Source organism: Nocardia ninae NBRC 108245, from assembly GCF_007990755.1.
Lineage (GTDB): Bacteria > Actinomycetota > Actinomycetes > Mycobacteriales > Mycobacteriaceae > Nocardia > Nocardia ninae.
The window spans coordinates 1-23,244 of record NZ_BJXA01000085.1 but is presented as its reverse complement, the minus strand read 5'-3'; the positions used below and the strand labels follow the sequence as shown (position 1 = coordinate 23,244).

The following is a 23,244-nucleotide window of genomic DNA, read 5'->3' as shown; positions in this document are numbered from 1 at the left end:
GCGGCGCGACTACCGGCCGAGCAGCGGCTCGGCCCGGAAGGTGGGTTGGTGACCTCGATTCAGTTGGCGCAGCGGGGGACCGGGTTGCTGCGGACGTTCAACGAGGCGGGGGTGCTGTCGGCCGCGGACGTGCATGTCGCGGTTCGCCTGGGGCGGTTGGGGCGGGAGGACACCGAGGCGGTGCTGTTCGCGGCGGCGCTGGCAGTGCGTGCGGTGCGCTCCGGTTCGGTGTGCCTGGAGCTGCACCGGATGCGCGAGATCGGCATCGACGCCGACGAGACCTGGGACACCGGCGAGCGCATCGATCCGGCGACGCTGCCGTGGCCCGATATCGACGCGGTGGTGGCCGCGCTGCGGGTCAGCCCGCTGGTGACCGGTGGGCCCGCAGGCCCGCTGTGCCCCTTGCGGCTGGTGGAGTCGCAGCGCCGTGACGACACCGGCCCGCTGCTCTATCTGGACCGGTACTACCAGCAGGAGCAGACTGTTCGCCGGGTGCTCACCGAGCGGTCCGGGCACCACCCGGTGGTCGACCCGAATATCGTACGCCGCGAACTGGATCGGCTGTTCGACGCACCGGTCGGCGGCGTCCCCGACCGCCAGCGGCTCGCCGCCGCCCTCGCCGCGACCCACTGGACCACGGTGGTGGCCGGCGGTCCGGGCACCGGCAAGACGCACACCATCGCGCGCATCATCGGCCTGCTCGACGCGCACCGCAAAGCCAATCCCAAACTGCCCGCACTGCGGATCGCGTTGGCCGCGCCGACGGGCAAGGCGGCCGCGCGCCTCCAGGAGGCCGTGCGCGAGCAGGCCGACGAGCTCGGCCTGCCCGACCTCACCGCCGCCACCCTGCACCGCCTGCTCGGCTGGCAGCGTGGCCGCACCACCCGGTTCAAATACCACGAATTCAACCGGCTCCCTTACGACGTGATCGTCGTCGACGAAACCTCCATGGTGTCGCTCACCATGATGAGCAGGCTGTTCGCCGCGCTGCGCCCCGATACCCGGCTGGTGCTCGTCGGCGACCCGGACCAGCTCGCCTCGGTCGACGCGGGCGCGGTGCTGGCCGACCTCGTCGCGGGACCCGTTGCGGGCACCCCGAATCCGATGCTCGACGAGATCCTCGGCGCGGATTCACCGGAATCGGCCGCGCCGGACAGCAATTCGGCGGCGTTGACCACGCTGGAGCGAACTCGCCTGCGCGGCGGCATCGTTCGGCTGACCCGCGGCCGTCGCTTCGGCGGGCGGATCGCCGACCTCGCGGTCGCGGTGCGCGCCGGTGACGCCGATACTGCGCTCGAACTGCTCCGCGCGGGCGGTGACGAACTGTCACTGAGCGCACCCGACGAGATGGCCGGTGTGCGAGCCGATGTCGTGCGCGCGGCACGCGAGGTAACCACGGCCGCGCTCGACGGTGACGCCGCGGGCGCGCTCACCGCCCTCGAATCGCACCGTCTGCTGTGCGCGCACCGGCAGGGTCCGTTCGGTGTCGAGCGCTGGGACCGGATGGCCGCCGAGTGGGCGGCCGCCGGGGGTGCGGGCCCCGATTCGCACCTGGCGCCCTGGTATCCCGGCCAGCCGCTGCTGGTCACCGCCAACGACCATGAGGCCCGCATCTACAACGGGGACACCGGCGTCGTCGTGCGGATGCCCGACGGTTCACTGCGCGCCGCGCTGCAACGCGGCAGCGAGCCGTACCTCGTGCATCCCACCCAGTTCCCGGCCGTGGTCACCGTGTTCGCCATGACCATCCACCGCAGCCAGGGCAGCCAGTACGACACCGTGTCGGTGGTCCTGCCCGAGCCGGAATCGACGTTGCTGACGCGGGAACTGCTGTACACGGCGATCACCCGCGCCCGCCGCCACGTCCGGGTGATCGGTACCGACGAGTCGATCAGGGCAGGTATCGCACGCCGGGTGCTGCGCGCCAGCGGGCTGTCCCGCCGTGCGGACGGCCGATGACCGGCGCATCTCACGTTTCCGGCGTCGTGGACGTCTACCCAGTGTGAGATTGCCTCCGTTCGAGGAAGTGGTGGCCGAGTACGGCCCGATGGTGCTGCGCGTCTGCCGGGCGGTGCTCGGTCCGACCGATGCGGCCGACGCGTGGTCGGAGACGTTCCTGTCCGCCCTGCGCGCGTATCCCGACCTCGACCCGGGGGCGAACATCGAGGCCTGGTTGGTCACCATCGCGCACCGTCGCGCGATCGACGTCGGCCGGGCGCTCACCCGCGCCCCGGTGCCGGCGGAGACACTGCCCGAACGCCCGGCCACCGACCCCGACCCGGCCGATTATGACCCGCACCTCTGGGCCGCCCTGAAAGCGTTGCCGCCCAAGCAACGCCAGGCGGTCGCCTACCACTACCTGGCAGGCCTGCCACACGCCGAGATCGCCGTGCTGCTCGGCAACTCCACCGATGCCGCCCGCCGCGCCGCCGCCGACGGCCTCAAAACGCTGCGCAAGCTCTACCCGAAGGATGACTCATGATGGCCACCATCGACCGTGGCGACCCGGACGGCCTGTTCGACGGCCTCACCCCCGACCGTGCCCTGCTGGCCGAGCTGCGCCGCCGGTTGGCCGTGGACGCGCAGTCCGCGGGACTGCTCGACGTCGCCTACCGCACCATGGACACGCCCGTCGGCACGCTGCTGCTCGCGGCGACCCCCACGGGTCTGGTGCGTGTCGCCTACCCCAACGAGGACCACGACGCCGTCCTCACCACGCTGGCCGAGCGGGTCAGCCCGCGGGTACTCGCCGCACCGGCGCGTCTGGACGCCGCGGCGCGCGAGATCGACGAGTACTTCGCCGGTGCCCGAACGCATTTCGACCTGCCGCTCGATCTGCAACTGACCGGTGGATTCCGCCGTCAGGTGATCGAGCATCTCACCGACATCGGCTATGGGCGTCGCGAAAGCTATGCGGCCGTCGCGGCCGCCGTCGGTAATCCCCGGGCGGTTCGTGCGGTCGGCTCGGCCTGCGCGCACAACCCACTGCCCGTGGTGATTCCGTGCCATCGGGTGGTGCGCAGTGACAGATCGATCGGCCAGTACGTGGGCGGCATCGAGGCGAAGACGACGTTGCTGACGCTGGAGGCGGCATGAGTGAAACCCTTGCCCCCCTGGCTGATCGGGTGGACGCGCAGTCCTGGCCGACGCTGGTCGATGAGCTCGACACCTACGGCTGCGCCCAGACCGGCCCGATCCTGACGCCCGACGAATGCGCCGACTTCACCGAAATGTGGGACGACGTAGCGCGATTCCGCTCGACCATCGACATGGCGCGCTATCGGTTCGGTCAGGGCACCTACCGCTACTTCGCCGATCCGGTGCCCGATCCGATCATGACGCTGCGCGCGGCGTTCTACCGAAAGTTGTTGCCGGTGGCCCGGTCCTGGGCCGAACGGCTCGGTGATCCGGCGCCGTGGCCGGACGACTTCGCCGACTGGCTCGACGCCTGCCACGCCGCCGGGCAGGGCAAGCCGACGCCGATTCTGTTGCGCTACACCGAAGGTGACTGGAATGCCTTGCACCGTGACCTCTACGGTGATCTGGTGTTCCCGCTGCAAGTGGTGATCGGTCTGGACCGGCCGGGGGTCGACCACACCGGTGGTGAGTTCCTGCTGGTCGAGCAGCGGGCGAGGGCGCAGTCCAAGGCCACCGTCACCGTGTTGGAGCAGGGGCACGGGCTGATCTTCACCACGCGCGACCGGCCGACCCCGTCGAGCCGCGGCTGGTCTCGTGCCCCGGTGCGTCACGGTGTCAGCCGGATCCGTGGCGGTATCCGGCACACCCTCGGCCTCGTGCTGCATGACGCCCAGTAGCGACTACACGTTGCTCGACGCAGACGGCCGCCCGTACCGCAGTCCAACACCCGGCCGGTACGGCGGTCATCGGCGCGGCAGGGTTTACGGTCGCCTGGACTGCCCGTCCGCCGCGCGTGCCTTGGCGCGCGGTGCCTACCGCACGCATCGGGTCTTCTTCGCCGACGAGTCCACCGCGATCAGTGCGGGCTATCGGCCGTGTGCGGTGTGTCTACCGGAGCGGTACGCCGCGTGGAAAGTCGCGCGGGACAACAAATCTCAGTGATCTCACGTTCCGGGCTCGGCCACCGTCTACTGGGTGACTAGATCGCCGAACAGGAGCACATCATGCAGATCTCAGCCGCCCGGACAGTGCACGCCACGCCCCTCGGCAACGTCCGGATCGAAGCCAGCTCGGTGGGCGTCAGCCGGGTGGTCTTCACCGACGACGCTCCGGCCACGCCGACGGCCGAGAACTCGTGTGCGTTGGAATATGTGGTGACGGCGGTCGCTCAGCTCGACGGCTATCTGGCGGGCACCCGCCGCGAGTTCACCGTGCGCACGGATCGGTCCGCGCTGAGCGCCTTCGACCGTCAAGTCCTGGAAACTCTGGAAAGCACCACTCGGTATGGCGACACGACCACGTACGGGGCGCTCGCTCGCGCGCTCGGCCGTGGACCCGCGGACGCCCGCAAGGTCGGCGGCGCGTTGGCGCGCAACCCACTGTTGATGCTGATTCCGTGCCATCGGGTCCTCGGCGCGGACGGCGCTCTCACCGGCTATGCGGGTGGACTGCCTGTCAAACGCGCGCTGCTGGACCTCGAGGCGGTCGATCTCCTGCTGCCCGTGCTACTGGCCTGAACGAGGCAGGTGTGCCCCTCCCACCACGTGAGTGGGAGGAGCTCAATCCGGCCTGATCAGATGGCGCGGACGTCCGTGGCCTGCGGACCCTTCTGGCCCTGGCCGACCTCGAACTCCACGCGCTGTCCCTCATCGAGGGACTTGAACCCGGACCCGCCGAGAGCCGAGTAGTGGACGAAGACGTCGGGACCGCCGCCGTCCTGCGCGATGAAGCCGAACCCCTTCTCCGCGTTGAACCACTTGACGACGCCCTGTGTCATATTTTCTCCTCTTACTCGGTGATTGTTCAGTCCACGGAAATCTTGCGAAAAACAAGGACTCGGTGGACAGCATTCCATGCGCGCTTGCCGCATGGTTAACGCGGGCGGGCGGATTGTGTGCAAAAGCATTCTCCGCTCACTGTGCTACCGGCCTACAGCCGACAGCGGTAGCGCCGCGCAAGCCTACCTTTTTCTCGCCGATTGTGCGTGGCGGCGCCTGGGCGGCGTGCTCGACAACCAATTTTGTTCGCTCGGCGCGCCGCGGGGGTTCGGTGCTCGTGGCGTGGTCGATCGGGTCGGTGCTGGACCGCGCTGGCCTGGGCGTGTCTCGGTCGGGGCGGCGCGAGTATGGCAGGGGCGTGGTGGGGCCGATTCGGACATTTCGGGGCGAATCTGCCGGTTTTAGTGTGATTTGTTCGCTGACGTCCAGTGGGTAGTTCCGTTCGGGCTCATGTCGATGGTGTGCACGGTCGTCGCGGGTGCGAGCGAAATTTCCTGGTCCGCAAATTGGTGCGCGAGGCGCGCTCGGCTGCATGTGGCGGACTGCTTATACGCCTGGCACACCTCCGTGTCGAGTCTTTCGTAAATTCTTGGCAGGTGGGGGGGTGGGCTGAAATTTGGCGTGCTGCGCTAGGGATCGCCTGGCTGATCGAGCACAGCGTCGCGGGTGACGAATCTTCGGCCGCGGGCTTCGCGGCGGGTGCTCATCGCTTTTCGAAGCATGCTGGGCATTCGCCGGGGCGGTGCATCCCCGTGAATCAGCCAGTCGTGCAGCTGTTTCCGGGATTGTTCTCACGTTCGCAGCGACAATGCCTGTCCCGGTGCATGATCGGTGTCATCGCAGCTGGTCCGGGGTCTGGCGGGGGCATCACACGTCATGTCGGCGGCCCTGTCAAGACCCGAATCTTGGTCTTCCACTTCGGGTTTTGGGCCGACCATGCGGCGGTATAACGGGATAGTGGCGGCTTCAAAATATCTGGTTTCTGTTGTCGGTGTGTTGCTGGTTTCGCTGCTGTCCGTCGGCTCGGTAGCGGCGGTGCCGACCGGGGCGCGGCTGGTCGAAGAGGCGTCGCTGGGCGGTTCGGTCTCGCGGATGGATGTCTACTCGCCCTCGATGGATCGGGTGGTGACCAATCGGGTGATCCGAGCGACCGGTGGTCCGGCGCCGACGCTGTACCTGCTCACCGGGATCGGTGGGGGTGTGGACGGCATCTCGTGGTGGGACGACACCGATGTCCGGGAGTTCTTCGCCGACAAGCACGTCAATGTAGTGATGCCGGTGGGTGGCGCGTTCAGCCTGTACACCGACTGGATCGCCGACGATCCGGCCGTCGGGCGCAACCGGTGGCAGACCTATCTCACCCGCGAGCTCCCCGGAGTTCTCGACGCGGAGCTGGGCAGTACCGGGCGCAATGCGATCGCGGGGGTGTCGATGAGTGGGGGATCCGCGGTGGACCTCGCGATTCAGGCGCCCGAGGTGTACAGCGCCGTCGCGGCGTACAGCGGGTGCCCCTGGAGTGCGGACGCGACCGGCGCGGCGATGGTGAACGCGCAGGTGCTGCGCGGCGGCGGCAATACGGCGAACATGTGGGGCGCGCCCGGCAGTGAGCTGTGGCGGGCGCACGACGCGTTCGCCAATGCGTCCGCGCTGGCCGGGAAGGCGATCTACTTGTCCGCCGCCACCGGCACGCCCGGCGCGATCGACCAGGGCGGGCTCACCTTCCCGCCGCTCGAGGCCATCGCGAGCTCGTGCACGGCGGCCTTCGCGGGCAGGCTCGCGCAGCTCGGTGTGCCCGCGGTGCACATCAACCGGCCCGAGGGTGCGCACACCTGGGGGCAGTTCGAAACGGATCTGCACGATTCCTGGCTGCTGCTGGCCGGTGCGCTCGGTGCGTGAAATGTCTGATTTGCCAGGCGGTTTCCGTCATTAGGGTCTGGCGCTCCTGACTGTGGTTCGCGCGCCGGCGTCCGCCGACGCCAGCGCAGGACCGGTTGCCTGCTTTACGCTGCTCTTCCGGAGATTCGGCAACCGGAGGATGCATGTCGAGTGAGAACGAAACGGTCAGCCGCAAAAGAGATTCGGCCGCCACCAGCGCCGCGATCCTGACCGCGGCGCAGGAATTGTTTGCCGAACGGGGGTACGAGCGGGCCACGGTGCGCGACATCGCGACGCGCGCCGGCGTGAATCAGGCTCTGCTGTTCCGGTACTTCGGCAACAAGGACGAACTGTTCCGCGCCGCGATCGCGGACCAGGGGCGGCGCACGCTCGAAGCGGGGTCGGTCGACGGGCTGCTGAGCAGGCTGCTCGCGCGGGCGCTCGCACCGGCCGACTCCGTCGCGCAGGGGCAGTGGTTGCAGGCGGCGCTGCGGTCCAGCGGGCACGACGAGGGGGTGTCGGCGATCCGGCGCGAGCTGGGCGACGAGTACGTCCGCGCCTTGTCCACGCTCAGCGACGATCCCGATAGCGAGCTGTATGCCGACCTGCTGCTCGCCTGGTTGCTCGGCATCGGATTGATGCGTTCGGTGCACCGCAGAGAGCCGCTGGCCAGCGCCGACCCGACCACGGTTGCTCGCCATGTGCTGCGTGCCGCGCAGGTGCTGCTGGACCGAGTGGACGTGAATTTCCCACCGCCGTAACGGGATCCGACCGTTGACGGCGCATTGTGACCTCCCTAACATGGAGTCTTGTAAGCACTTGCTTACATCGCTTACCGCGCCAGTCGGCGTCGGCGAAGGGAGACCCGCATGACCGTGAAAACCGAGGTGCGTCACTACCCTTTCGGTGAACCCGTCCGCCTCGACATGGACCCGCTGTTCGCCAAACTGCGCCGGGAGGAACCGGTTTCCCGCGTGCAGCTGCCCTACGGTGTCGAGGGCTGGCTGGTCACCCGTTACGCGGATGCCAAGCTGGTGCTCGCCGACCCGCGATTCAGTCGCGCCGCCACGGTGGACCGCGAGGACATCCCGCGCACCACGCCGCAACCGTCGCGGCAGAACTCGCTGCTCAGCATGGACCCGCCCGAGCACAGCAGGCTGCGCAAGCTGGTCGCCAAGGCCTTCACCAGCCGCAGGGTCGAGCAACTCCGCCCCCGCGCGCAGGAGATCGTGAACGAACGGCTGGCCGCGATCGAATCGGCCGGGCCGGTAGCGGATCTGGTGCAGAGCCTCGCCCTGCCGCTGCCCGTCACCGTGATCTGCGAAATGCTCGGCGTCCCTACGGAGGACCAGCATCGGTTCCGGGATTTCTCCGACACCGTGCTGTCCACCACCGCGCACACCCCGGCCCAAATCGATGACGCGCGTGCCGCTTTGGAGGCATACCTGGCCGAGTTGGTGGCGCAGCGCAGGGCGCGGCCGACCGACGATCTCCTGGGCGCGCTCGTCGCCGCCCGCGACAACGAGGACCGGCTCACCGAGGACGAACTCGTCAACCTCGGCATCGGCCTGCTCATCGCCGGCCACGAAACCACCGCCAACCAGATCGCCAACTTCACCTACGTCCTACTCAGCGAACCGCAGCACTGGGAACTGCTCTGTGCCCGTCCGGAACTCGTGCCCGCCGCCATCGAAGAACTACTGCGCTACGTCCAACTCGGTTCCGGCGGCTCCTTCGCCAGGGTCGCCACCGAGGACGTCCCGCTCGGCGGCGTCACCGTCCGCGCAGGCGAGGCGGTCATCGTCAACACCCAGGCCGCCAACCGCGACGAAGCCATCTTCGACAACTCCGAACAACTCGACCTCAGTCGAATCCACAACCCCCACATGGCATTCGGCCATGGTGTCCACCACTGCCTCGGCGCCCAACTGGCCCGCCTGGAACTGCAAGTCGCGATAGGCTCACTGCTGCACCGCTTCCCGACGCTACGCTTGGCCGTCCCGTTCGAGGAAGTACCGTGGAAAACCGGTCTGCTGGTCCGCGGACCCACCGCGCTCCCGGTGACCTGGTAAGGGGAAACGAGTATGGCTGACCAACATTGGCGCATAGAAGTAGACCGAACCACCTGCCTCGGCTCCGGCATGTGCACCGGCCTGGCCCCCGACCACTTCACCCTCGTCGACGGCCGCTCCAGTCCCATCACCGACCTAGTCCCGCCCGATGACCTCCTCATCGATGCCGCCGAATCCTGCCCGATCGAAGCGATCCTCATCCGTGAGGAGGAATCCGGAGCCATCCTCGCTCCTGAACAGTGAGTGGATCTGACGGCGCCGCCGGATGGACTCGTTCCCGAGCCGGCGGCGTCGGCACCACCCGTAGTTCACTCGAGACCCACGAGCCCATACCGCCCGTTGCCGACAGGCGGTCGAACCCGGCACGCGCCTACAACGATGTCCGCCGAGTCGGAGCCTTACGCTGCCAGTGTGATCGAGATCGGCTCGCGGGCACGAACGCTGCCCGCACCTCCGCCCGCCGTATGGGAGTCGCTGACTCAGCCGCGGCGCCCACAAGGGCGTGCGTGGCTCGAGTTGCTGCCCGACGAGGTCGAACCCGAAGTGCTGCAGGCGGACAAACCCGACAGGGTCGTATGGTCGTCACTTTGGCCGAGCCGCCCCGATGACCAGGTGCACTTCGGGCTGACGCCAACCGAGGGCGGACAGACCCTACTGCGATTTACCCTGCTGACCCCGGTGGAAGTCCCGGACGAGAGCAAGACCGGACACCTCCGCCGCCGCCTCAACCAACTACTCTTCGCCGATCTCCGGTTCTCGTACGGTCAGTGATCGCGTCTGTGTCCCAGGGCTGCCCGAATCAGCTCGCGGGCTGCGTCGCCGTAGGCGGCCTGCTTCGCAAGTGTTTCGAACGTCCGTCCGTAGGTGGCGATCTCTCGGGGCTGGGTGATGGTCATTTCGGCCGTGACATTCTCGACCATTACCCTGCGATTGTCGAAGATGGTGAAGTTCGACATCGGGACTCGATATCTGGCCTCAGCGGGTACGATCCCGAAAGCTACTCTGGGCATGCCCGAAACGGCAAGGAGTCGATCGAGTTGTCCGATCATAATGGCATCGCTACCAACTGTGGTTCGCAAGGCTTGCTCTGCTAGCACGAAATGGAAGCGGTGGTTGCGCCGATAGAGTATCTGCTGGCGTTCCAGCCTTTTCGAGACGCCTTCGTCCAGATCGTCAGGGACATTCTGGAATGCGATGACGGTCCGAAGTACTTCTTCCGCATATTCTGCGGTCTGAAGCAATCCGGGTATCAGGTAAGGGTGATAGAGGCGCATGAACTCTGCCTCGGCTTCCAGCTTTACAGACGCCTGCTGCCGCCGTTTTACCCCGGTGCCGAGAACTCTCCGCCATTCGAGGTATGCGGACTCGATGCCACGCACCGTGGCAATCAGATCAGCAAGCTGAAGCTGCGCCCCGGTGTGAGTGCACCAGTCCGTGATATCGACTTCTGTAGGCTTGGTCTTCCCGTACTCGATCTTCGAGACCTTGGTTTGGTGCCACCCGGCTCTTCGTGCCAGCTCGGTACCGGAAAGCCCCGCGTCTTGGCGAAGCTCCCGGAGCCGGGCTCCGAGAGCTTCTCTGGCCTCGTGTAGCGACGTCGTCACTGTCCGTTGTAGTCCGCCAACGGGACAGCCACCGACCAAACCCGTTCCTTGACCGTGCGAATGTATTCGAGTATCCGCGGATCGGTTGTGACAGCTCCGCCGACCCAGCGGCCGGAAGGCTCGAATACAGTGAATGCAACCACTGAATCATCGAAAATCCACCAGTCATCGGTGGTCAAGTCGTCAGGGTTGATCAAGTGGCGGGGAAGATACCGGACATCTTCACCCGCCTCCGCATTGAGGCGGGCAACGTGCTTGGCATAGTTCGTGTAGTCGTTGTGCGGAACAGTCACGACTCGCGCTCTATTGACAGCCACGCCTCTGTCGGTGGTTTCACGAACATGGTTCAACCACGGTTGAAACCATTCGTAGTCGTCGGCTTCGTTTGCTAAATACTTTCGAAGTGGCACGTAATCGGGGGTATAGTACGCGTCTTTTACTTCGAGGTGGAACGCTTCCCGCTTCGCCTTGTGGAATAGGTCGAGAAACGTGTCATCCTGCGTGAGGAGCACCGTAGAACCTCCTTCCCGCCTGTGCGACTTCGACGCAGGTTTCGTCGTCGTAGATATCCATCTGTGCCAGCACTTCCGGGTCCGCGACAGGGCGCCCGGACAGCGTGAACGTACCGCGACCTGTGTCGGTCATCGCTGCCCCGATGAACGTGTCAGGCAGGACGTAGCCGAGTAGCAGGTGTGGAATCTCGATAGTCTCCGGCGCGTCGGTCTTCCAACCCTGCAGGACGTAGGTGTTCTGGTCGGTGGCATAGACGGATGGACAACCGCCACCCTCCGTGCCGCCCTTGCCGAGGAACTGCAACCGCATGATGACTCCCCTCAGATTCAAGCGCGACTATGCTCGCGCTCCCACAACTATCCACCGAAAGTCCCAGTCTCGTTGCTGATAGGGATATCTGAGCATATTGGAGCATAGGCATAGATGAATGGTTCAAGCGTTCGTAGCGTGGTACACGGCGCTTGGGGTCGGTGGCGGCAAACCTGGTCCCGAGCTGGCGACCAACTACGACAGCAAGGGGTTTCGCTGTGCCACTGCTGAAGACGCGACACGGTGCTTGCTGTGCGGTGAAGCGCTGCCCGTTCGATCCGACTGAGGTGAACCGATGAGCCGACCGATTGCGATCGGGTATCTGCGCCGGGACGTTTCCGGTATCTCTCAACCGTGGCACGAGACTCAGATCCGCAGTCTGGCAAAGCGACTCGGGTATGAGCTGGCGAAGACGGTGGTGTTCGGGCGGGACACCGAGGCACCGGTCGACCGCTTGTTGGAGGTTGTTCGCAGTGCGGGGGCCGAAGCAATAGTTGTCCCCGGATCCGAGCACTTCGGTGGCAAGGTGCCGGAGAGATTGGTGCGTGTGTGCGATGTGATCACCGTGTCGCCGCAGTACACGTATGCGCGTTCCTACGCGTCACCGTTTCTCGGGGACGGTGCGTGAACTCAATGGGTGGGCCCGGAGGGTCTGCGCGGCGGCGCTCACCGGGGTTGTGGCTGGTCAAAAATGGGTTGGCGTGGGGGGTTGTCGGTCGTAGGGTGGTGGCGTTTGCGGAGTGCATAGGGTGCTTCGATCGAGTTCTGAGGTGATGACGTATTCCTTCCCAGGCCGCGTAGCCGTTTTTCGGCACTGACTCCGTGAGCCGCTGAGGCGTGCTCCGGGGCTGTCGTGGACGGCTTTCTGCGGCCTGGGCTTTGTCGTACCCGTTTCCATTTTCTGTGCGCTGTTGGCGTGCGTGGCCCTGGCCTGCCCGTATCTTTTGCCGACTGTCGCAACAGGAGTTTTTGTGTCTTCGGAGACCCTCGGGGCCGTCTCATGATTCGCGTGCTGATCGCTGGTGGTCTACGGCTGCCTCGAGAAGCACTGGCCGCCGTTTTGGCCGGTGAGCCTGGCGTGCAAGTGGTTTCGCAGGTGTCGCTGGGTAGTGAGGTGGTGCCGGGTGCGTTGCGTACTCGGCCGAATTTGGCGTTGTTGGATGCGGATCTGCCTGGGCTGGATGGGGTTTCGGCTGCGGCGCAGTTGAAATCGGCGGTGCCGGATTGCCGGGTGATCATTGTGACGGCGCCGAGCCGGCCCGATGTGTTGCGGGCGGCGTTGGCGGTGCGGGTGGAGGGGGTGCTGAGTAAGGGGGCATCGATCGAGGCGTTGACCGATACCGTGCGCAGGGTTGCGCATGGAGATCGGGTGCTGGAGCCGCAGGCGGTTGCCGAAGCCTTGGGCGGGCCCGGCAATCCGCTCACTGCTCGCGATCTCGACATCCTCCGGCTGGCCGGGCAGGGGCGCACGCCCGGGGAAGTCGCTGAGGCGCTGCATCTTTCGGCGGGGACGGTTCGCAATAATCTGGCCGCCATCAATCGCAAGGTGGGGGCTCGCAATCGCATCGAGGCGATCCGGATTGCGGTGGGCCGGGGATGGATCTGACGTGCATTTTGCACGGAGTGGCGTGCGATCCGCATCGGTCGGCGACGGGGCAACGCGCGCGCGGTACGCCATCTTCACTGGTCAGTCGTGTGCGCGCCGTTCGATCCGCGAATCAAAACGCAGCGCACGGCTCGCGCCTCGCGGCCAACAATATCGCTGCAAACAACCCCCGATGGACATTGCCGTCGGAGAACAGGAGAGATGATGTCTGCTCAATGTGACGTATGCGGTAAGAAGCCGAGCTTCGGCAAGCGGGTGGCCCGCGCCGGACGCCGTGCGCAACGGCGGTACGTCAAGGGGCGGACGAGTCGCCGGTTCAATCCGAATATTCAGCCGGTGCGGACCGTGCGGAACGGTGCGCCGGTGCGGATGAAGGTGTGTACCTCATGCATCAAGAAAGGCAGCGTGCAGCGTCGCGCCTAGTCAGAGCGAACGAGGCGGCGGCGCAGCTTGTTTCGAGATCGGCGCAACGACTCTTGGCATGGCTGACCGGCGGTCGGCATCGGCGGTACGAGCGAGACGAATTCCGGTGCCACGGCTGCGGATTGCCGACCGCCCCGCTCGACGGACCGGACGAGTGGTACACGGTGCACGACCATGTGTGGCAATGCGCTGCTGCTTCGGCGGACAACATTCTGTGTATCGGCTGTCTGGAGACTCGGCTCGGACGCCGTTTGCACCACACCGATTTCGTCGCCGCGGCATTGAACGATCCGAACTACGGACACCACAGTCCTCGACTACAAAGCCGCCTACGTCCACCGCTCACGAACTGAGCCCTGCCGGTGGACCGATCGGGAACTGGTGGTGGCATCGCCCGAGAGCGCCGCACCACCAGTTCCCCATGATCACTTGTCCAGCAACGCCTCTGCCTCGCTGATCGCCCGGGTGAGCGACTTCGGTTCAGGCTCGAGTCCGGCGACGATCGCGTCGATACCCCGTAGCCCAGCCCGTTGCAGCAGTCGCTTTTCGTTGGTAACCCATTCACCGCGAGCGGCGAGAATCGCGTGTGCTGCCTGCATCGCCGCGATGCCGAGAGTAGCTGCTACTTCGGTGGATTGGGCGCGCACCACGTAGTTGTTCTCGGCGTATTGCAGCGTCATCGCGGCTCGACTCCGCCAAATCGGCGGCGCCGCTTCACGAAGGGCCGCAGGGTAGGACGGCCGGGGGAGAGTGCCGTGCAGCACCTGGTTGATGGCGAGTTCAGCGACCACCAGGTAGCTGGGGATACCGGCAAGGTGGAACATCAAGGGCTCCCAATGGAACCGACCCTGCTCGGCCTCGGCGAGTTCGTGTTCGACCACATCGAGGTCGCGATAGTGGACGTCGACTTTGCGGCCATCGATGGTGAACCACGCCCCGCCGTTGAAGACACCGCCACCCCAACCGCCGATCTCGGAAACCTCGCCCGCCCAGCCGATTTCACGGAGCGAAGCGGGATCGAAGCTTCCCCGGTAATAGACGGCGAGGTCCCAGTCGCTGTCCGCGGTATGGGTGCCCTGCGCGCGAGAACCACCGAGGGTGACTGCGTGGACGTCGGGGAGAGTGGCCAATCGTTCGGTGACGTGTGAAAGGAAGGTCTTGTCGGTCATAGTCGTCCCAGGGGTAAGCGGAGTGATGACGGATACGGGCAGCACCACCGGGCGCTGAACCACAACTGGGGCAGCGTTATTCGGCGGGCGCACTCGGCATCGGTCATCACTCCACGAGTCGGATCGTACCGGGCCGGCGCGACGAACTCGAACGATTTTCCGGGTGGCTACCGCTCGGGTGGTTTGGGCCGGGCGCGCAGGTGCGCACGTTCGCCTTGTTTGCCGAAAAGGCTGAGGAATTCGACGGGTTCGGCGTCGGCGGCACCGAACCAGTGCGGTACGCGCGTGTCGAACTCGGCGGCCTCGCCGGGGGTAAGGATCAGGTCGCGTTCGCCGAGGACGAGCCGCAACCTGCCGTTGAGGACGTAGAGCCATTCGTAGCCCTCGTGCGTCTTGGGCGACGGTTCGCTGCGGCGGGAGTCGGCCGGGATCACCATCTTGAAGGCTTGGATGCCGCCCGCTCGGCGGGTCAGCGGGAGGATCGTCATGCCGTGGTGGGTGACCGGTCGCAGGTGGATGCGCGGGTCGCCGGTGGCGGGGGCGTCGACCAGTTCGTCGAGGGTGACACCGTGGGCACGGGCGAGGGGGAGCAGTTGCTCGAGGGTCGGGCGTCGGCCGCCGGACTCCAGCCGAGACAGGGTGCTGACCGAGATGCCGGTGGCGGCCGAGAGGTCGGCCAGGGTGGTTTCGCGTTGCCTGCGCAGTGCGCGCAGCCGTGGTCCGACCGCGTCGAGTGCCTGATCGAGATCGTCGTCCATGCCGCCATCTTGCCAGATCGGCAACAAAGTTTGCACATATGCCGGGCTCGGTCGCATGGTGGTCGCGGAGGTGGTCGAGATGACTGAACAGCTGAAAGACGGCTATGACGTGGTGGTTGTCGGCGGTGGCGCGGCCGGCCTGAGTGGGGCGCTGATGCTGGGACGGGCACGGCGGTCGGTGGTGGTGATCGACGCGGGCGCGCCACGCAACACCCCGGCGACCGGCGTGCACGGACTGCTGGCGAGGGAGGGAATGGCACCGGGCGAGCTGCTGGCACGCGGTCGAGCGGAGGTGCGTGGGTACGGCGGCCAGGTGGTCACCGGTGAAGTCACCGCGGTGGACCGGGTGGACGACGGATTCGCGGTGACGCTGGCGGACGGCCGGACGGTCCGCGCCCGGCGATTGCTGGTGACCACCGGCCTGGTCGACGAGTTGCCGGAGGTCCCCGGACTGCGCGAGCGGTGGGGACGAGACGTGCTGCACTGCCCGTACTGCCACGGCTGGGAGGTGCGCGACCAAGCGATCGGCGTCCTCGGCACCGGACCGATGGCGGTGCACCAAGCACTTCTATTCCGCCAGTGGAGCGCCGACATCACGCTCTTCACGCACACGATGCCGTCGCCTACCGCCGAGGAGGCGGAGCAACTCGCTGCCCGTGGCATCCGGGTGGTGGCAGGCGAAGTGGCAGCCTTTGAGATCGTCGACGACCGATTGGCAGGCGTGCGTCTGAGCGACGGCACGGTGGTCGCTCGCGAGGCGGTGACGGTCCAGTCCCGGATGGTGGCGCGCTCGAATTTCCTTGCGGCGCTCGGACTTCAGCCCGCACCGCACCCGTCGGGTATGGGCGAGCACATCCCAGCGGACGGGACCGGTCGCACCGACGTGCCCGGTGTGTGGGTCGCGGGCAATGTCACCGACTTGTCCGCGCAGGTCGGCGGAGCCGCGGCGGCAGGTGCTTTCGCGGCAGCCCAGATCAACGCCGAGCTGGTCACCGAGGAGACCCGCCGCGCGGTGGATGCGTACCGAAACCCGTTCTCCCCGGAGAACGAAGCGGAAGTCGGCGAGTTGGTGTCGGCCGAGCGTCGGCACGGACTGTGATCGACGCGATCACCTGACCCGCGAGATTACCCCTCGGGCAGCGGAATCAGCTCGAGATGCTCAGCCGCCTTCGGTGTGCCGCAAGCACTCCGACCGGACACCAAGTCCACCCCACCACCGTGCGACACCAGGAACCTGCCACATACGCAGCGCAAATAGCGCACCGCCCCGTGTGCGGAGACGAGCATGGGCGAGGGCCAGGAGCAGGAGGGGCAGGCGGCGGACATGGGAGCTAAGCCTGGGTAGTCACCGAAGGTATTGCAATCTTCTGTGCGGCGTGGCGACCGATCGGTATGAAATCTAGCCCGCAAATAGGACATTCGCGGATGTTCCAGGCGTAACGGGCACTGTGCTGTGTGCCTGGAACTTCCGAGCTCCCTGTATTACCGAATCGAGGCCGTTTCTTTCGAGGGTTCGACAGTGGCGGGAATGAGCCGGCGGCGCGGGAAGGGAGTCCACCAATTGGCCGGCCCCATGAGTTCGACCAACGCGGGCACCAGCAGCATGCGGACCAAGGTGGCATCGATCAGCAACGCGATGATCATGCCGAGTCCGAGAAAACGCATGGGCGTCAATGGAGAAAGAGTGAACGCACCGGTGACGATAACGAGCAGCGTCGCGGCGGCCGTGATGACCCGGGCGGTCTTGAGCGTCCCGATGCGGACCGATCCCGCGGTATCGGCCCCCGCCGCATGCGCCTCCACCATGCGGGACAGCAGGAAAACCTCGTAGTCGGTGGACAAACCGAAGACGACCGCGATGATCAGCACGAGCATGCCCGCGGCGAGCGGCCCCGGACTGATACCGAGGACACCCGCGAGATGGCCGTCGTTGAAAATCCAGGTGAGCACGCCGAAGGTAGCGGCGAGGCTGAGGAAGGCCATCGCTACGGCCTTCAGCGGCAACATGATCGAGCGGAACGCCGCCGCGAGCAGCAGCACGGTCGCGCTCACCATGGCCAGAATCATCCAGGGCATGGCACGCACGATGGAGTGCACGCCGTCGACGGTGGCGGCGGTGTCGCCACCGATCCGCAGGAACGTGTCGTCCGGCGGAGTCAACGCACGGATGTCCTGCACAGTGGCCGAGGCGTTTTCGCTGCGGTCGGTGGCATCGAGGAACGCGTGGAATACGACGAAATCATCGGCCCGGCCCACCTGGAACACCTGCCGGACACCGTCGACCCGGCCGAGCGCCGTGCTCGCGGCATCCACCGCGGCCGACTGCGGCGGCCCATCGACGCCGTGCAGCACCGCCGTGACACCGCTGCTCGCCGCAGGGAACGTGGCGGTGAGTTCCTCGACGGTGGTGCGCATTTCATTGCCTGCGGGCAACGCGCGATGGTCGATGTCACCCAGCTTCGCGCCGGTGAGCGGCACGGCGAGCAGCACAAGTATCGCGCCGACCACGATGGTGACGAGGCCGGGCCTGCGCAGCACCGCGTCCACCACCCGCCCCCAGAACCGCTCGGTGCGATCTTTGCTGCCCGCCTTACCGATTCGAGCACCGAACAGCGCGAGCATGGCGGGCAGCACGGTGAGCGAGAGACCGGCGGCGAGCGCGACCGCGGCGATCGCGCCGAACCCCAGCGACCGCAGCACGGCCTGCGGGAACACGAAAGTTCCTGCGAAGGCACAGATCAGCAGTAATGCCGAGAAGGCGACGGTCCGACCGGCGGTCGCGCAGGTGCGTTCGATGGCGGACTCGATATCGCGCCCTCCGGCGAGCTCCTCCCGGAATCGGGTCACCAGGAAAAGCCCGTAATCGATCGCCATGCCCAAACCGAGCAGCGACGCGATATTCACCGCGAACGTGCTCACTTCGGTGAACTCGGTGAGCAGCCGAATGGTGCCCATCGCGCCGAGCACCGCGAGCACCCCGACCACCACCGGCAGCGACGCCGCGACCACACCACCGAACACCAGCACCAGGATCAGCAAAGTGAGTGGCAACGAGAGGGATTCAGCCCGTACCAAATCGTGTTGCGACTGACTGTTGATGTGGGTCGCCAACGCGCTGTAACCGGAGAGCTTGGTGTCGATACCCGGAACCCGCAGCGCCGCTTCGATATCGGGATAGGCGGTGACGCGTCGATTGTCGTCACCCGCGAGAAACACCACCGCCAGCGCCTGCCGGTTGTCGGCGGAGCGCAGGAACTGTTTACGCGGCGGCACACTGTTCCAATAGGTTTCGACCGGGCGCTGCAGCAGCGCGGGATCGATCCCGGCGAGCGACTGTTGCACCCGAGGGCCGATGTCGTCGAGCGTCTGTCCGTCGGGCGCGGTGTACAGCGCGACCGCGTCGGGCGTCTGCGGGCCGAAGTGCTCTCGCACCAGCCGATCGACCGCGGCCGACTCGCTGTGCGGGTCATTGAAGCCCGCCGCGCTGACCTTGTCGGCGGTGTTCATCCCGAGCAGCCCGAACAGCAGCATCACCCCGACGGCCACGGCGAGAACCGTGCGCGGCCGGGCGATGACGAACCGTGCCCAGCCGGTCATCGCGCCGGTAAATCTTGGGGCGCGAGATCGGCTTCCAGGGTGGCGGCGATCTTGTCGAGCAAAGCTTCCAGCCGGGGCTCGACGCCGGCGCCGTTGCGACAGGACACCGTCAGCTCGAGCTGCCCGCGCGACTCGACCATGCCGAACAGCATCGGCATCGCCCCGCTGTGCTGCGGCAGCACCCGCATCGTGCTGGGGGTCCACCCTGGCACGGCCATCTCGTCCAGGTCGACGCTGCCCATGTGTGACACCGTGGCGGACACCATGTTCCGGTTGCACCGGGCCCCGAGCCAGTTGCTCACCCGCAGCACCGTGCGGATGGCGCCGGGCGGAAACTTCGACAGGCCACCGTTGTCGAGCTGGTTCAGCTCGGTCTTGGCTTGCAGCCCGGCCCGCATTCGGGCGCTGACCGTTTCCCAGCTGTCCCCGGGTGCGACATCGACGAACAGCGGCAGCGCGAGATTCCCGGTCGAGCGCAGTGCGGGATCGTGCCTGCGCAGGTCGACCGGCACCATGAAGCGAGACTTCGCACCGGTCTCGGCGGCCAGGATCGCCGAGACCCGCGCGACGATGCCCTTGCCGTTGGCATGAATAGTGCGGTGCCGCAACAACCATCGCGACGCGTTCGGGTCCTGCCGCCCGCGTCCGGTTGCCGCCGGATAGGTCGGCAGCACCAGCGTCTGCTTGCCCGGCGCACCCATCTGTGCCACCAATTCGGCGTCGGAGATCGGATCGGGCGCACCGACCGGCGCCACCCCGCGCAGCGCGCGGAGCACGTCGTCGGCCCACATCCGCATACCCATCCCGTCCATCACTCCGTGGAAGACACGGAATACCAGGGTGGTTTGTTCACCGGTCAGCAGCAGTACCTCGGTGGTGCACTCCGGCGTCGGCCCGATCGGGCTGTTCAGCACCGCATCGTCTTCCAACGTGGCGTAGTCGAGCGTCCAGCCAGGGACCACCCGAACCTGGGCGGGCACACCGCTGTCCACCCAGTATTTGCCGTCGCGGATTAGCCGCGCACCGGGATTCGCCGCGGACGCCACGTCCACCGCGCGCTGCACGGCATTCGGGTCCAGGGTGCCGACGCCGTGCACGGCCAGGTGCATCAGGAAGGGCGGCGACACTTCCCTGGTGAAGAAGTACAGGCGCTCGGTGGGCGAGATCTTCCGGCGGAAGACGGTGCCGGTGGGCCCACTCGTCGCCGGACGCACGGAATCGCTGCGCGATGCTTGGTTCATTGGTGACCTCCGGTGCCGACTGGGGTGCTGCGGTTCAGCGCAAATCTCGAGTGAGTTCGACGGCGCCGCCCTGGGTTTCGAGCCACGCCAGGAAAGTGGCCAGCCCGCTGTCCCGGTCGACTACCGGGGCGTAGCCGAAATCACGGGCGGCGGCGGTCGTGTCGTAGGTGGCGCTGCGCGTCATCAGTGCGACGGCGTAGCGCGACAGCGGCGGCGACCAGCGAGTGGCGATCGCCGGTATGCGCCAGAGGGTTTCGATAACGCTGACCACCGCGTTGATCACCTTGGGGTTGGGCTTGCGGCTCGGTGGCTGATAGTCGAGGTCGGTGGCGACGGCGCCGAGGAACTCCCAGACATTCGTCTTCTCGGCATCGGCGACGAAATAGGCCTTGCCGCCCACCGCATCCGAGGCCGCCGCCTTGACGCACGCCTCGACGATGTTGTCGACGTGGCACAGCGACGCGTACACGGTGCGGCCGAACGAGATGTCCGGCAGCGTACCGGCGCCGGTCTTACCGAGCAGCCGCACGATCGGGCCGGACCGGTCGCCCGCGCCCCAGATCGCGCGCGGCCGCAGCGCGCAGGTAGTGAATCCCGCGGTGTTGGCAGCCAATACGGCCCTTTCGGCTGCCGCCTTGGTCTCGGAGTACAGGTTCAGGTAGCGCTGCGGGTACGGGACCGACTCATCGATGTCGAGCTGGTCGCCGCCGTTGTAGTCCATCAGCGCACTCGGACTGGAGATGAAGACGAACCGAGACGCGCCACCGCGGCGCGCCGCATCCAGCAGGTGTTCGGTCGCGCGGACATTTTCGTTCCAGAACTGTTCGCGGGTACCGCGCTCGTCGACCCGTGCGGCACTGTGGAACACGATGTCGACGCCGTTGGCGGCGGCCACCAGCGAGGCCGGATCGGTGAGGTCGCCGTACACCAGCCGTACCCGGTCGGCATCGGTGCCGAGATCGGTCAGCTTGCTGGTGCGCCGCACCAGGATCGACACCTCGTGCTCGCCGTCGCGGACCAGCCTGCGCACCAGCGCCCCGCCGAGGAACCCGGAGGCGCCGGTCACCAACACCTTGCTCATGCCCGCGCCTCGCCGGCGCTCGACTCCACCATGCCAAAATTGGCGCGGTGCCGTCGATTCGCTCGCTGCCGCTCGCTCATTGCGTCTCCTGCGTTCGCCACCAGGTCATTCCGAAGATCTGCGTCAACACGGCCGTCTCGACGGGGGAGCGCCCCGAACCCTCGGCCGCCCGCAGCGCGGGCCGGATCTGGGCCGCGTGCACCACGACGCTGAGGAACGCGTCGATCCACCACGCGGCGCGCAGCACCCGGTTCTCGGGCACCCGATCCGCCGCGATCGCCAGCACACCGCCGGCCAGGTACAACCAGCCGAGAATCGGAATCGCCCGCAGCGCCGTTGTTTTCGCGCTCATGCGTCCGCTCCGATCTGCTTGGCCGCCCACTGCGCGAGCTGCTCCCGGCCGATCTTGGCGTTGTGCCGGATGTCGACCGGAAAACCGGGATGGATCAGGAAATCCGCGATCGTGCGGGTGAGCTCGAACTCCGACCCGCGCGCCCGCAGCGCGGCCCCGACCGCCGCGCCGTCGGCCTCGGGCTGCAATTCGATGCAGAGCACGGGGCGCTGCGCACCGCGCGCAGCGACACCGACCAGCGCCGTCCGGGCAACGCCCGCAACGGTATTGAAGATCTGCTCCACCTGGACGGTGAACATCGGCCCGTCGGCGGTGACCACCCGCTGACTCTTGCGCCCGCAGAACCAGATTCGGCCCTCATCGTCGATCCAGGCGAGATCGCCGGTGCGATGCCAGATCCGGTCGCCGTCGACGATCTTGCCCTGCCGGTTCGCCTCCGCCGGCCAGTAGTAATGCGTACTGACATTCGGGCCTGCGACAACCAGTTCGCCGATTCCGCGGGAGCTTTCGAGGTCACCGGCCAACTCCTCGACCCGGGCCCAGGTCGGTAGCGGCTCGTCGGTGATGGCGACCACCCTGGCCTCGATCTTGTCCGCCGGACGCCCGATGCAAGTGCCTTCACCGCGGTGCGTCCGATCCACCAGACCGTCGAACAGTTCCCGGGATTCGATGAGCGACATCGGCAAGGCCTCGGTGGACCCGTAGCCGGCAAAGATCTGCACGTCCTCGGCCAGCACCTCGCGCAACCCAGCGATGCACCAGTCGGGGACCGGCGCGCCACCGGAGTAGATGCTGCCCAACGTCTTCAGCTCGATCGGCCGCTGCTCCAGATGCCGCAGCAGCGGAATCAACAGCGCGGGGGAGGCGAACATCGTCCGCACGCCGAACTTCTCGATCGCGTGCGCCACATGTGCCGGATCAGTGGAGCCGACCTTGCTCGGGATCAACGGCGGTAGCACGCAACGCGATCCGAGCAGCAGATCGAGAATGCCGACCAGCGGCAAGGTGATCAGCGAGGTCTCCGGCGCGATCCGGCCGCGGGCCGTGTGCACCTGCTCGACCATCGACGCCAGATTGCCGTGGGTCAGCTCGACCGCCTTGGCAGGTCCGGTACTGCCGGTGGTGAATCCGATCACCAGCACGTCGTCCGCGGCGCCGGGTACCCGCTCGCGCGCGACGCCGGACGGCGTGGTGCCCCAGTCCGCCAGCCGTTCGCCACGCCAGAACCAGCGCTTGCCCACGGTCACCGTGGTCCGCACCTTGCGGAAGCTGCGCCGGAACAGCACTCGCACCGCGTGCGCGGGCGGGATGCCGATGAACGCCTCCGCTTCGACCGCGCGCAGGCAGTGCACCATCTTGCGCAGGCCCATCCCCGGGTCGATCACCACGGGCACGGCGCCGATCTTCAAGAGCCCGAACAGGATCGCGTAGAGCTCGGGACTCGGCAGCACCAGCACGATGGTGCGGGTTCCGGTGCCGACGCCCGCCGCGGTGAGCCGCTCGGCGATCGCCTCGGACCAGTCGTCCAGCTCGCGGTAGGTGACGTGCCGATAAGACGGCAGGTCAGCGGATTTCGTCCCGTCGGGGTAGATGACCGCTTCTCGATCCGGTTCCGTGCGCGCGAACGCCCGGAACCGGTCGATGGCCTGCCAGTAGGTCGCCGAGGTCACGCAGCCGCCCCGGCGAGGACCGGCAGCCGGTACAGCACCGCCGCCGCCGACGGGCCCG

Annotated in this window: 26 protein-coding genes; 15 read left to right on the top strand and 11 right to left on the bottom strand. The window is 66.9% G+C overall.

Going from position 1 to position 23,244, the window contains the following annotated elements:
• Window positions 1–48 precede the first annotated feature (48 nt).
• The 6 genes from recD to NN4_RS37590 all read left to right on the top strand — a co-directional run bounded on the left by recD (window position 49) and on the right by NN4_RS37590 (window position 4,655).
• Window positions 49–1,959 carry an exodeoxyribonuclease V subunit alpha gene (recD, locus tag NN4_RS37615; RefSeq protein ID WP_147141131.1) on the top strand — a complete coding sequence of 637 codons (1,911 nt, stop codon included), beginning with the start codon at window positions 49–51 and terminating at the stop codon, window positions 1,957–1,959.
• Window positions 1,960–2,008: 49 nt separating this feature from the next.
• Window positions 2,009–2,482, top strand: coding sequence for an RNA polymerase sigma factor (locus NN4_RS37610; RefSeq protein WP_135237382.1), 474 nt, complete (start codon window positions 2,009–2,011; stop codon window positions 2,480–2,482).
• Complete coding sequence (locus tag NN4_RS37605; protein ID WP_147141142.1) at window positions 2,482–3,096, top strand: methylated-DNA--[protein]-cysteine S-methyltransferase; 615 nt, start codon at window positions 2,482–2,484, stop codon at window positions 3,094–3,096. Before NN4_RS37610 ends, NN4_RS37605 begins: the two co-directional genes overlap by 1 nt.
• A complete protein-coding gene (locus NN4_RS37600) occupies window positions 3,093–3,815 on the top strand; it encodes a 2OG-Fe(II) oxygenase (RefSeq protein WP_147141128.1) in 723 nt (240 codons plus the stop codon). Before NN4_RS37605 ends, NN4_RS37600 begins: the two co-directional genes overlap by 4 nt.
• Entirely contained in the window at window positions 3,802–4,080 is a 279-nt protein-coding gene (locus tag NN4_RS37595) for an Ada metal-binding domain-containing protein (RefSeq protein ID WP_147141127.1), read from the top strand. The genes NN4_RS37600 and NN4_RS37595 overlap by 14 nt, the downstream gene beginning before the upstream one ends.
• 62 nt (window positions 4,081–4,142) lie before the next feature.
• Window positions 4,143–4,655, top strand: a complete 513-nt coding sequence (locus NN4_RS37590; protein ID WP_147141124.1) for a methylated-DNA--[protein]-cysteine S-methyltransferase — start codon at window positions 4,143–4,145, stop codon at window positions 4,653–4,655.
• A gap of 56 nt (window positions 4,656–4,711) precedes the next feature.
• Here the strand turns inward: NN4_RS37590 and NN4_RS37585 are convergent, their stop codons facing one another.
• Window positions 4,712–4,915 carry a cold-shock protein gene (locus tag NN4_RS37585; protein WP_069166293.1) on the bottom strand — a complete coding sequence of 68 codons (204 nt, stop codon included), beginning with the start codon at window positions 4,913–4,915 and terminating at the stop codon, window positions 4,712–4,714.
• 937 nt (window positions 4,916–5,852) lie between these two features.
• Between NN4_RS37585 and NN4_RS37580 the strand changes: the two genes are divergently transcribed.
• The 5 genes from NN4_RS37580 to NN4_RS37560 all read left to right on the top strand — a co-directional run bounded on the left by NN4_RS37580 (window position 5,853) and on the right by NN4_RS37560 (window position 9,634).
• Window positions 5,853–6,812: an alpha/beta hydrolase gene (locus tag NN4_RS37580; RefSeq protein WP_147141122.1), complete on the top strand. Its 960-nt coding sequence runs from the start codon at window positions 5,853–5,855 to the stop codon at window positions 6,810–6,812.
• 143 nt (window positions 6,813–6,955) lie between these two features.
• Window positions 6,956–7,552: a TetR/AcrR family transcriptional regulator gene (locus NN4_RS37575; RefSeq protein WP_147141120.1), complete on the top strand. Its 597-nt coding sequence runs from the start codon at window positions 6,956–6,958 to the stop codon at window positions 7,550–7,552.
• 108 nt (window positions 7,553–7,660) lie between these two features.
• Window positions 7,661–8,863 (top strand): cytochrome P450, encoded by a 1,203-nt coding sequence (locus tag NN4_RS37570; protein ID WP_147141117.1) that lies wholly within the window; start codon window positions 7,661–7,663, stop codon window positions 8,861–8,863.
• Window positions 8,864–8,875: 12 nt separating this feature from the next.
• Window positions 8,876–9,106 carry a ferredoxin gene (locus tag NN4_RS37565; protein WP_147141115.1) on the top strand — a complete coding sequence of 77 codons (231 nt, stop codon included), beginning with the start codon at window positions 8,876–8,878 and terminating at the stop codon, window positions 9,104–9,106.
• Window positions 9,107–9,274: 168 nt separating this feature from the next.
• A complete protein-coding gene (locus NN4_RS37560; RefSeq protein WP_147141113.1) occupies window positions 9,275–9,634 on the top strand; it encodes an SRPBCC family protein in 360 nt (119 codons plus the stop codon).
• Here NN4_RS37560 and NN4_RS37555 read toward each other — a convergent pair.
• The 3 genes from NN4_RS37555 to NN4_RS37545 are packed head-to-tail and all read right to left on the bottom strand — an operon-like array spanning window position 9,628 to window position 11,289.
• Window positions 9,628–10,467: a helix-turn-helix domain-containing protein gene (locus tag NN4_RS37555; RefSeq protein WP_147141111.1), complete on the bottom strand. Its 840-nt coding sequence runs from the start codon at window positions 10,465–10,467 to the stop codon at window positions 9,628–9,630. The genes NN4_RS37560 and NN4_RS37555 overlap by 7 nt on opposite strands.
• Window positions 10,464–10,979: a DUF6879 family protein gene (locus NN4_RS37550; RefSeq protein ID WP_147141110.1), complete on the bottom strand. Its 516-nt coding sequence runs from the start codon at window positions 10,977–10,979 to the stop codon at window positions 10,464–10,466. The genes NN4_RS37555 and NN4_RS37550 overlap by 4 nt, the downstream gene beginning before the upstream one ends.
• Entirely contained in the window at window positions 10,960–11,289 is a 330-nt protein-coding gene (locus tag NN4_RS37545; protein ID WP_147141107.1) for a hypothetical protein, read from the bottom strand. The genes NN4_RS37550 and NN4_RS37545 overlap by 20 nt, the downstream gene beginning before the upstream one ends.
• Window positions 11,290–11,584: 295 nt before the next feature.
• Here NN4_RS37545 and NN4_RS37540 point away from each other — a divergent pair, with 295 nt between their 5' ends.
• The 3 genes from NN4_RS37540 to rpmB all read left to right on the top strand — a co-directional run bounded on the left by NN4_RS37540 (window position 11,585) and on the right by rpmB (window position 13,318).
• Window positions 11,585–11,917, top strand: coding sequence for a hypothetical protein (locus tag NN4_RS37540; RefSeq protein ID WP_147141106.1), 333 nt, complete (start codon window positions 11,585–11,587; stop codon window positions 11,915–11,917).
• Window positions 11,918–12,289: 372 nt separating this feature from the next.
• The gene (locus tag NN4_RS37535; protein ID WP_147141104.1) at window positions 12,290–12,895 is read left to right on the top strand and encodes a response regulator transcription factor; all 606 of its coding nucleotides are present in this window, start codon (window positions 12,290–12,292) and stop codon (window positions 12,893–12,895) included.
• A 204-nt stretch (window positions 12,896–13,099) separates the two neighbouring features.
• The gene (rpmB, locus tag NN4_RS37530; protein ID WP_186818821.1) at window positions 13,100–13,318 is read left to right on the top strand and encodes a 50S ribosomal protein L28; all 219 of its coding nucleotides are present in this window, start codon (window positions 13,100–13,102) and stop codon (window positions 13,316–13,318) included.
• A gap of 425 nt (window positions 13,319–13,743) precedes the next feature.
• Here the strand turns inward: rpmB and NN4_RS37525 are convergent, their stop codons facing one another.
• Window positions 13,744–14,487 (bottom strand): nucleotidyltransferase domain-containing protein, encoded by a 744-nt coding sequence (locus tag NN4_RS37525; protein ID WP_147141100.1) that lies wholly within the window; start codon window positions 14,485–14,487, stop codon window positions 13,744–13,746.
• 167 nt (window positions 14,488–14,654) lie between these two features.
• Window positions 14,655–15,245 carry a helix-turn-helix domain-containing protein gene (locus NN4_RS37520; RefSeq protein ID WP_147141097.1) on the bottom strand — a complete coding sequence of 197 codons (591 nt, stop codon included), beginning with the start codon at window positions 15,243–15,245 and terminating at the stop codon, window positions 14,655–14,657.
• 79 nt (window positions 15,246–15,324) lie between these two features.
• Here NN4_RS37520 and NN4_RS37515 point away from each other — a divergent pair, with 79 nt between their 5' ends.
• Window positions 15,325–16,344 carry an NAD(P)/FAD-dependent oxidoreductase gene (locus NN4_RS37515; protein ID WP_222595240.1) on the top strand — a complete coding sequence of 340 codons (1,020 nt, stop codon included), beginning with the start codon at window positions 15,325–15,327 and terminating at the stop codon, window positions 16,342–16,344.
• 383 nt (window positions 16,345–16,727) lie between these two features.
• Here the strand turns inward: NN4_RS37515 and NN4_RS37505 are convergent, their stop codons facing one another.
• The 5 genes from NN4_RS37505 to NN4_RS37485 form a co-directional block, all read right to left on the bottom strand.
• Entirely contained in the window at window positions 16,728–18,842 is a 2,115-nt protein-coding gene (locus NN4_RS37505; RefSeq protein WP_147141094.1) for an MMPL family transporter, read from the bottom strand.
• Complete coding sequence (locus NN4_RS37500) at window positions 18,839–20,083, bottom strand: peptide synthetase (protein ID WP_147141092.1); 1,245 nt, start codon at window positions 20,081–20,083, stop codon at window positions 18,839–18,841. Before NN4_RS37500 ends, NN4_RS37505 begins: the two co-directional genes overlap by 4 nt.
• Window positions 20,084–20,117: 34 nt before the next feature.
• Complete coding sequence (locus NN4_RS37495) at window positions 20,118–21,164, bottom strand: NAD-dependent epimerase/dehydratase family protein (protein ID WP_147141090.1); 1,047 nt, start codon at window positions 21,162–21,164, stop codon at window positions 20,118–20,120.
• A gap of 76 nt (window positions 21,165–21,240) precedes the next feature.
• Window positions 21,241–21,516: a hypothetical protein gene (locus NN4_RS37490; RefSeq protein ID WP_147141088.1), complete on the bottom strand. Its 276-nt coding sequence runs from the start codon at window positions 21,514–21,516 to the stop codon at window positions 21,241–21,243.
• Window positions 21,513–23,244, bottom strand: a 1,732-nt coding sequence (locus NN4_RS37485; RefSeq protein ID WP_308633349.1) for a fatty acid CoA ligase family protein, incomplete at its 5' end; no start/stop codon positions are given. The genes NN4_RS37485 and NN4_RS37490, both read right to left, overlap by 4 nt.

Coding starts and splice junctions, on each gene's coding strand:
- NN4_RS37605 (WP_147141142.1), top strand. CDS start 2,482: ATGGCCACCATCGACCGTGGCGACCCGGACGGCCTGTTCGACGGCCTC.
- NN4_RS37600 (WP_147141128.1), top strand. CDS start 3,093: ATGAGTGAAACCCTTGCCCCCCTGGCTGATCGGGTGGACGCGCAGTCC.
- NN4_RS37595 (WP_147141127.1), top strand. CDS start 3,802: ATGACGCCCAGTAGCGACTACACGTTGCTCGACGCAGACGGCCGCCCG.
- NN4_RS37590 (WP_147141124.1), top strand. CDS start 4,143: ATGCAGATCTCAGCCGCCCGGACAGTGCACGCCACGCCCCTCGGCAAC.
- NN4_RS37585 (WP_069166293.1), bottom strand. CDS start 4,915: ATGACACAGGGCGTCGTCAAGTGGTTCAACGCGGAGAAGGGGTTCGGC.
- NN4_RS37580 (WP_147141122.1), top strand. CDS start 5,853: ATGCGGCGGTATAACGGGATAGTGGCGGCTTCAAAATATCTGGTTTCT.
- NN4_RS37575 (WP_147141120.1), top strand. CDS start 6,956: ATGTCGAGTGAGAACGAAACGGTCAGCCGCAAAAGAGATTCGGCCGCC.
- NN4_RS37570 (WP_147141117.1), top strand. CDS start 7,661: ATGACCGTGAAAACCGAGGTGCGTCACTACCCTTTCGGTGAACCCGTC.
- NN4_RS37565 (WP_147141115.1), top strand. CDS start 8,876: ATGGCTGACCAACATTGGCGCATAGAAGTAGACCGAACCACCTGCCTC.
- NN4_RS37545 (WP_147141107.1), bottom strand. CDS start 11,289: ATGCGGTTGCAGTTCCTCGGCAAGGGCGGCACGGAGGGTGGCGGTTGT.
- NN4_RS37540 (WP_147141106.1), top strand. CDS start 11,585: ATGAGCCGACCGATTGCGATCGGGTATCTGCGCCGGGACGTTTCCGGT.
- NN4_RS37535 (WP_147141104.1), top strand. CDS start 12,290: ATGATTCGCGTGCTGATCGCTGGTGGTCTACGGCTGCCTCGAGAAGCA.
- rpmB (WP_186818821.1), top strand. CDS start 13,100: ATGTCTGCTCAATGTGACGTATGCGGTAAGAAGCCGAGCTTCGGCAAG.
- NN4_RS37525 (WP_147141100.1), bottom strand. CDS start 14,487: ATGACCGACAAGACCTTCCTTTCACACGTCACCGAACGATTGGCCACT.
- NN4_RS37520 (WP_147141097.1), bottom strand. CDS start 15,245: ATGGACGACGATCTCGATCAGGCACTCGACGCGGTCGGACCACGGCTG.
- NN4_RS37515 (WP_222595240.1), top strand. CDS start 15,325: ATGACTGAACAGCTGAAAGACGGCTATGACGTGGTGGTTGTCGGCGGT.
- NN4_RS37505 (WP_147141094.1), bottom strand. CDS start 18,842: ATGACCGGCTGGGCACGGTTCGTCATCGCCCGGCCGCGCACGGTTCTC.
- NN4_RS37500 (WP_147141092.1), bottom strand. CDS start 20,083: ATGAACCAAGCATCGCGCAGCGATTCCGTGCGTCCGGCGACGAGTGGG.
- NN4_RS37495 (WP_147141090.1), bottom strand. CDS start 21,164: ATGAGCAAGGTGTTGGTGACCGGCGCCTCCGGGTTCCTCGGCGGGGCG.
- NN4_RS37490 (WP_147141088.1), bottom strand. CDS start 21,516: ATGAGCGCGAAAACAACGGCGCTGCGGGCGATTCCGATTCTCGGCTGG.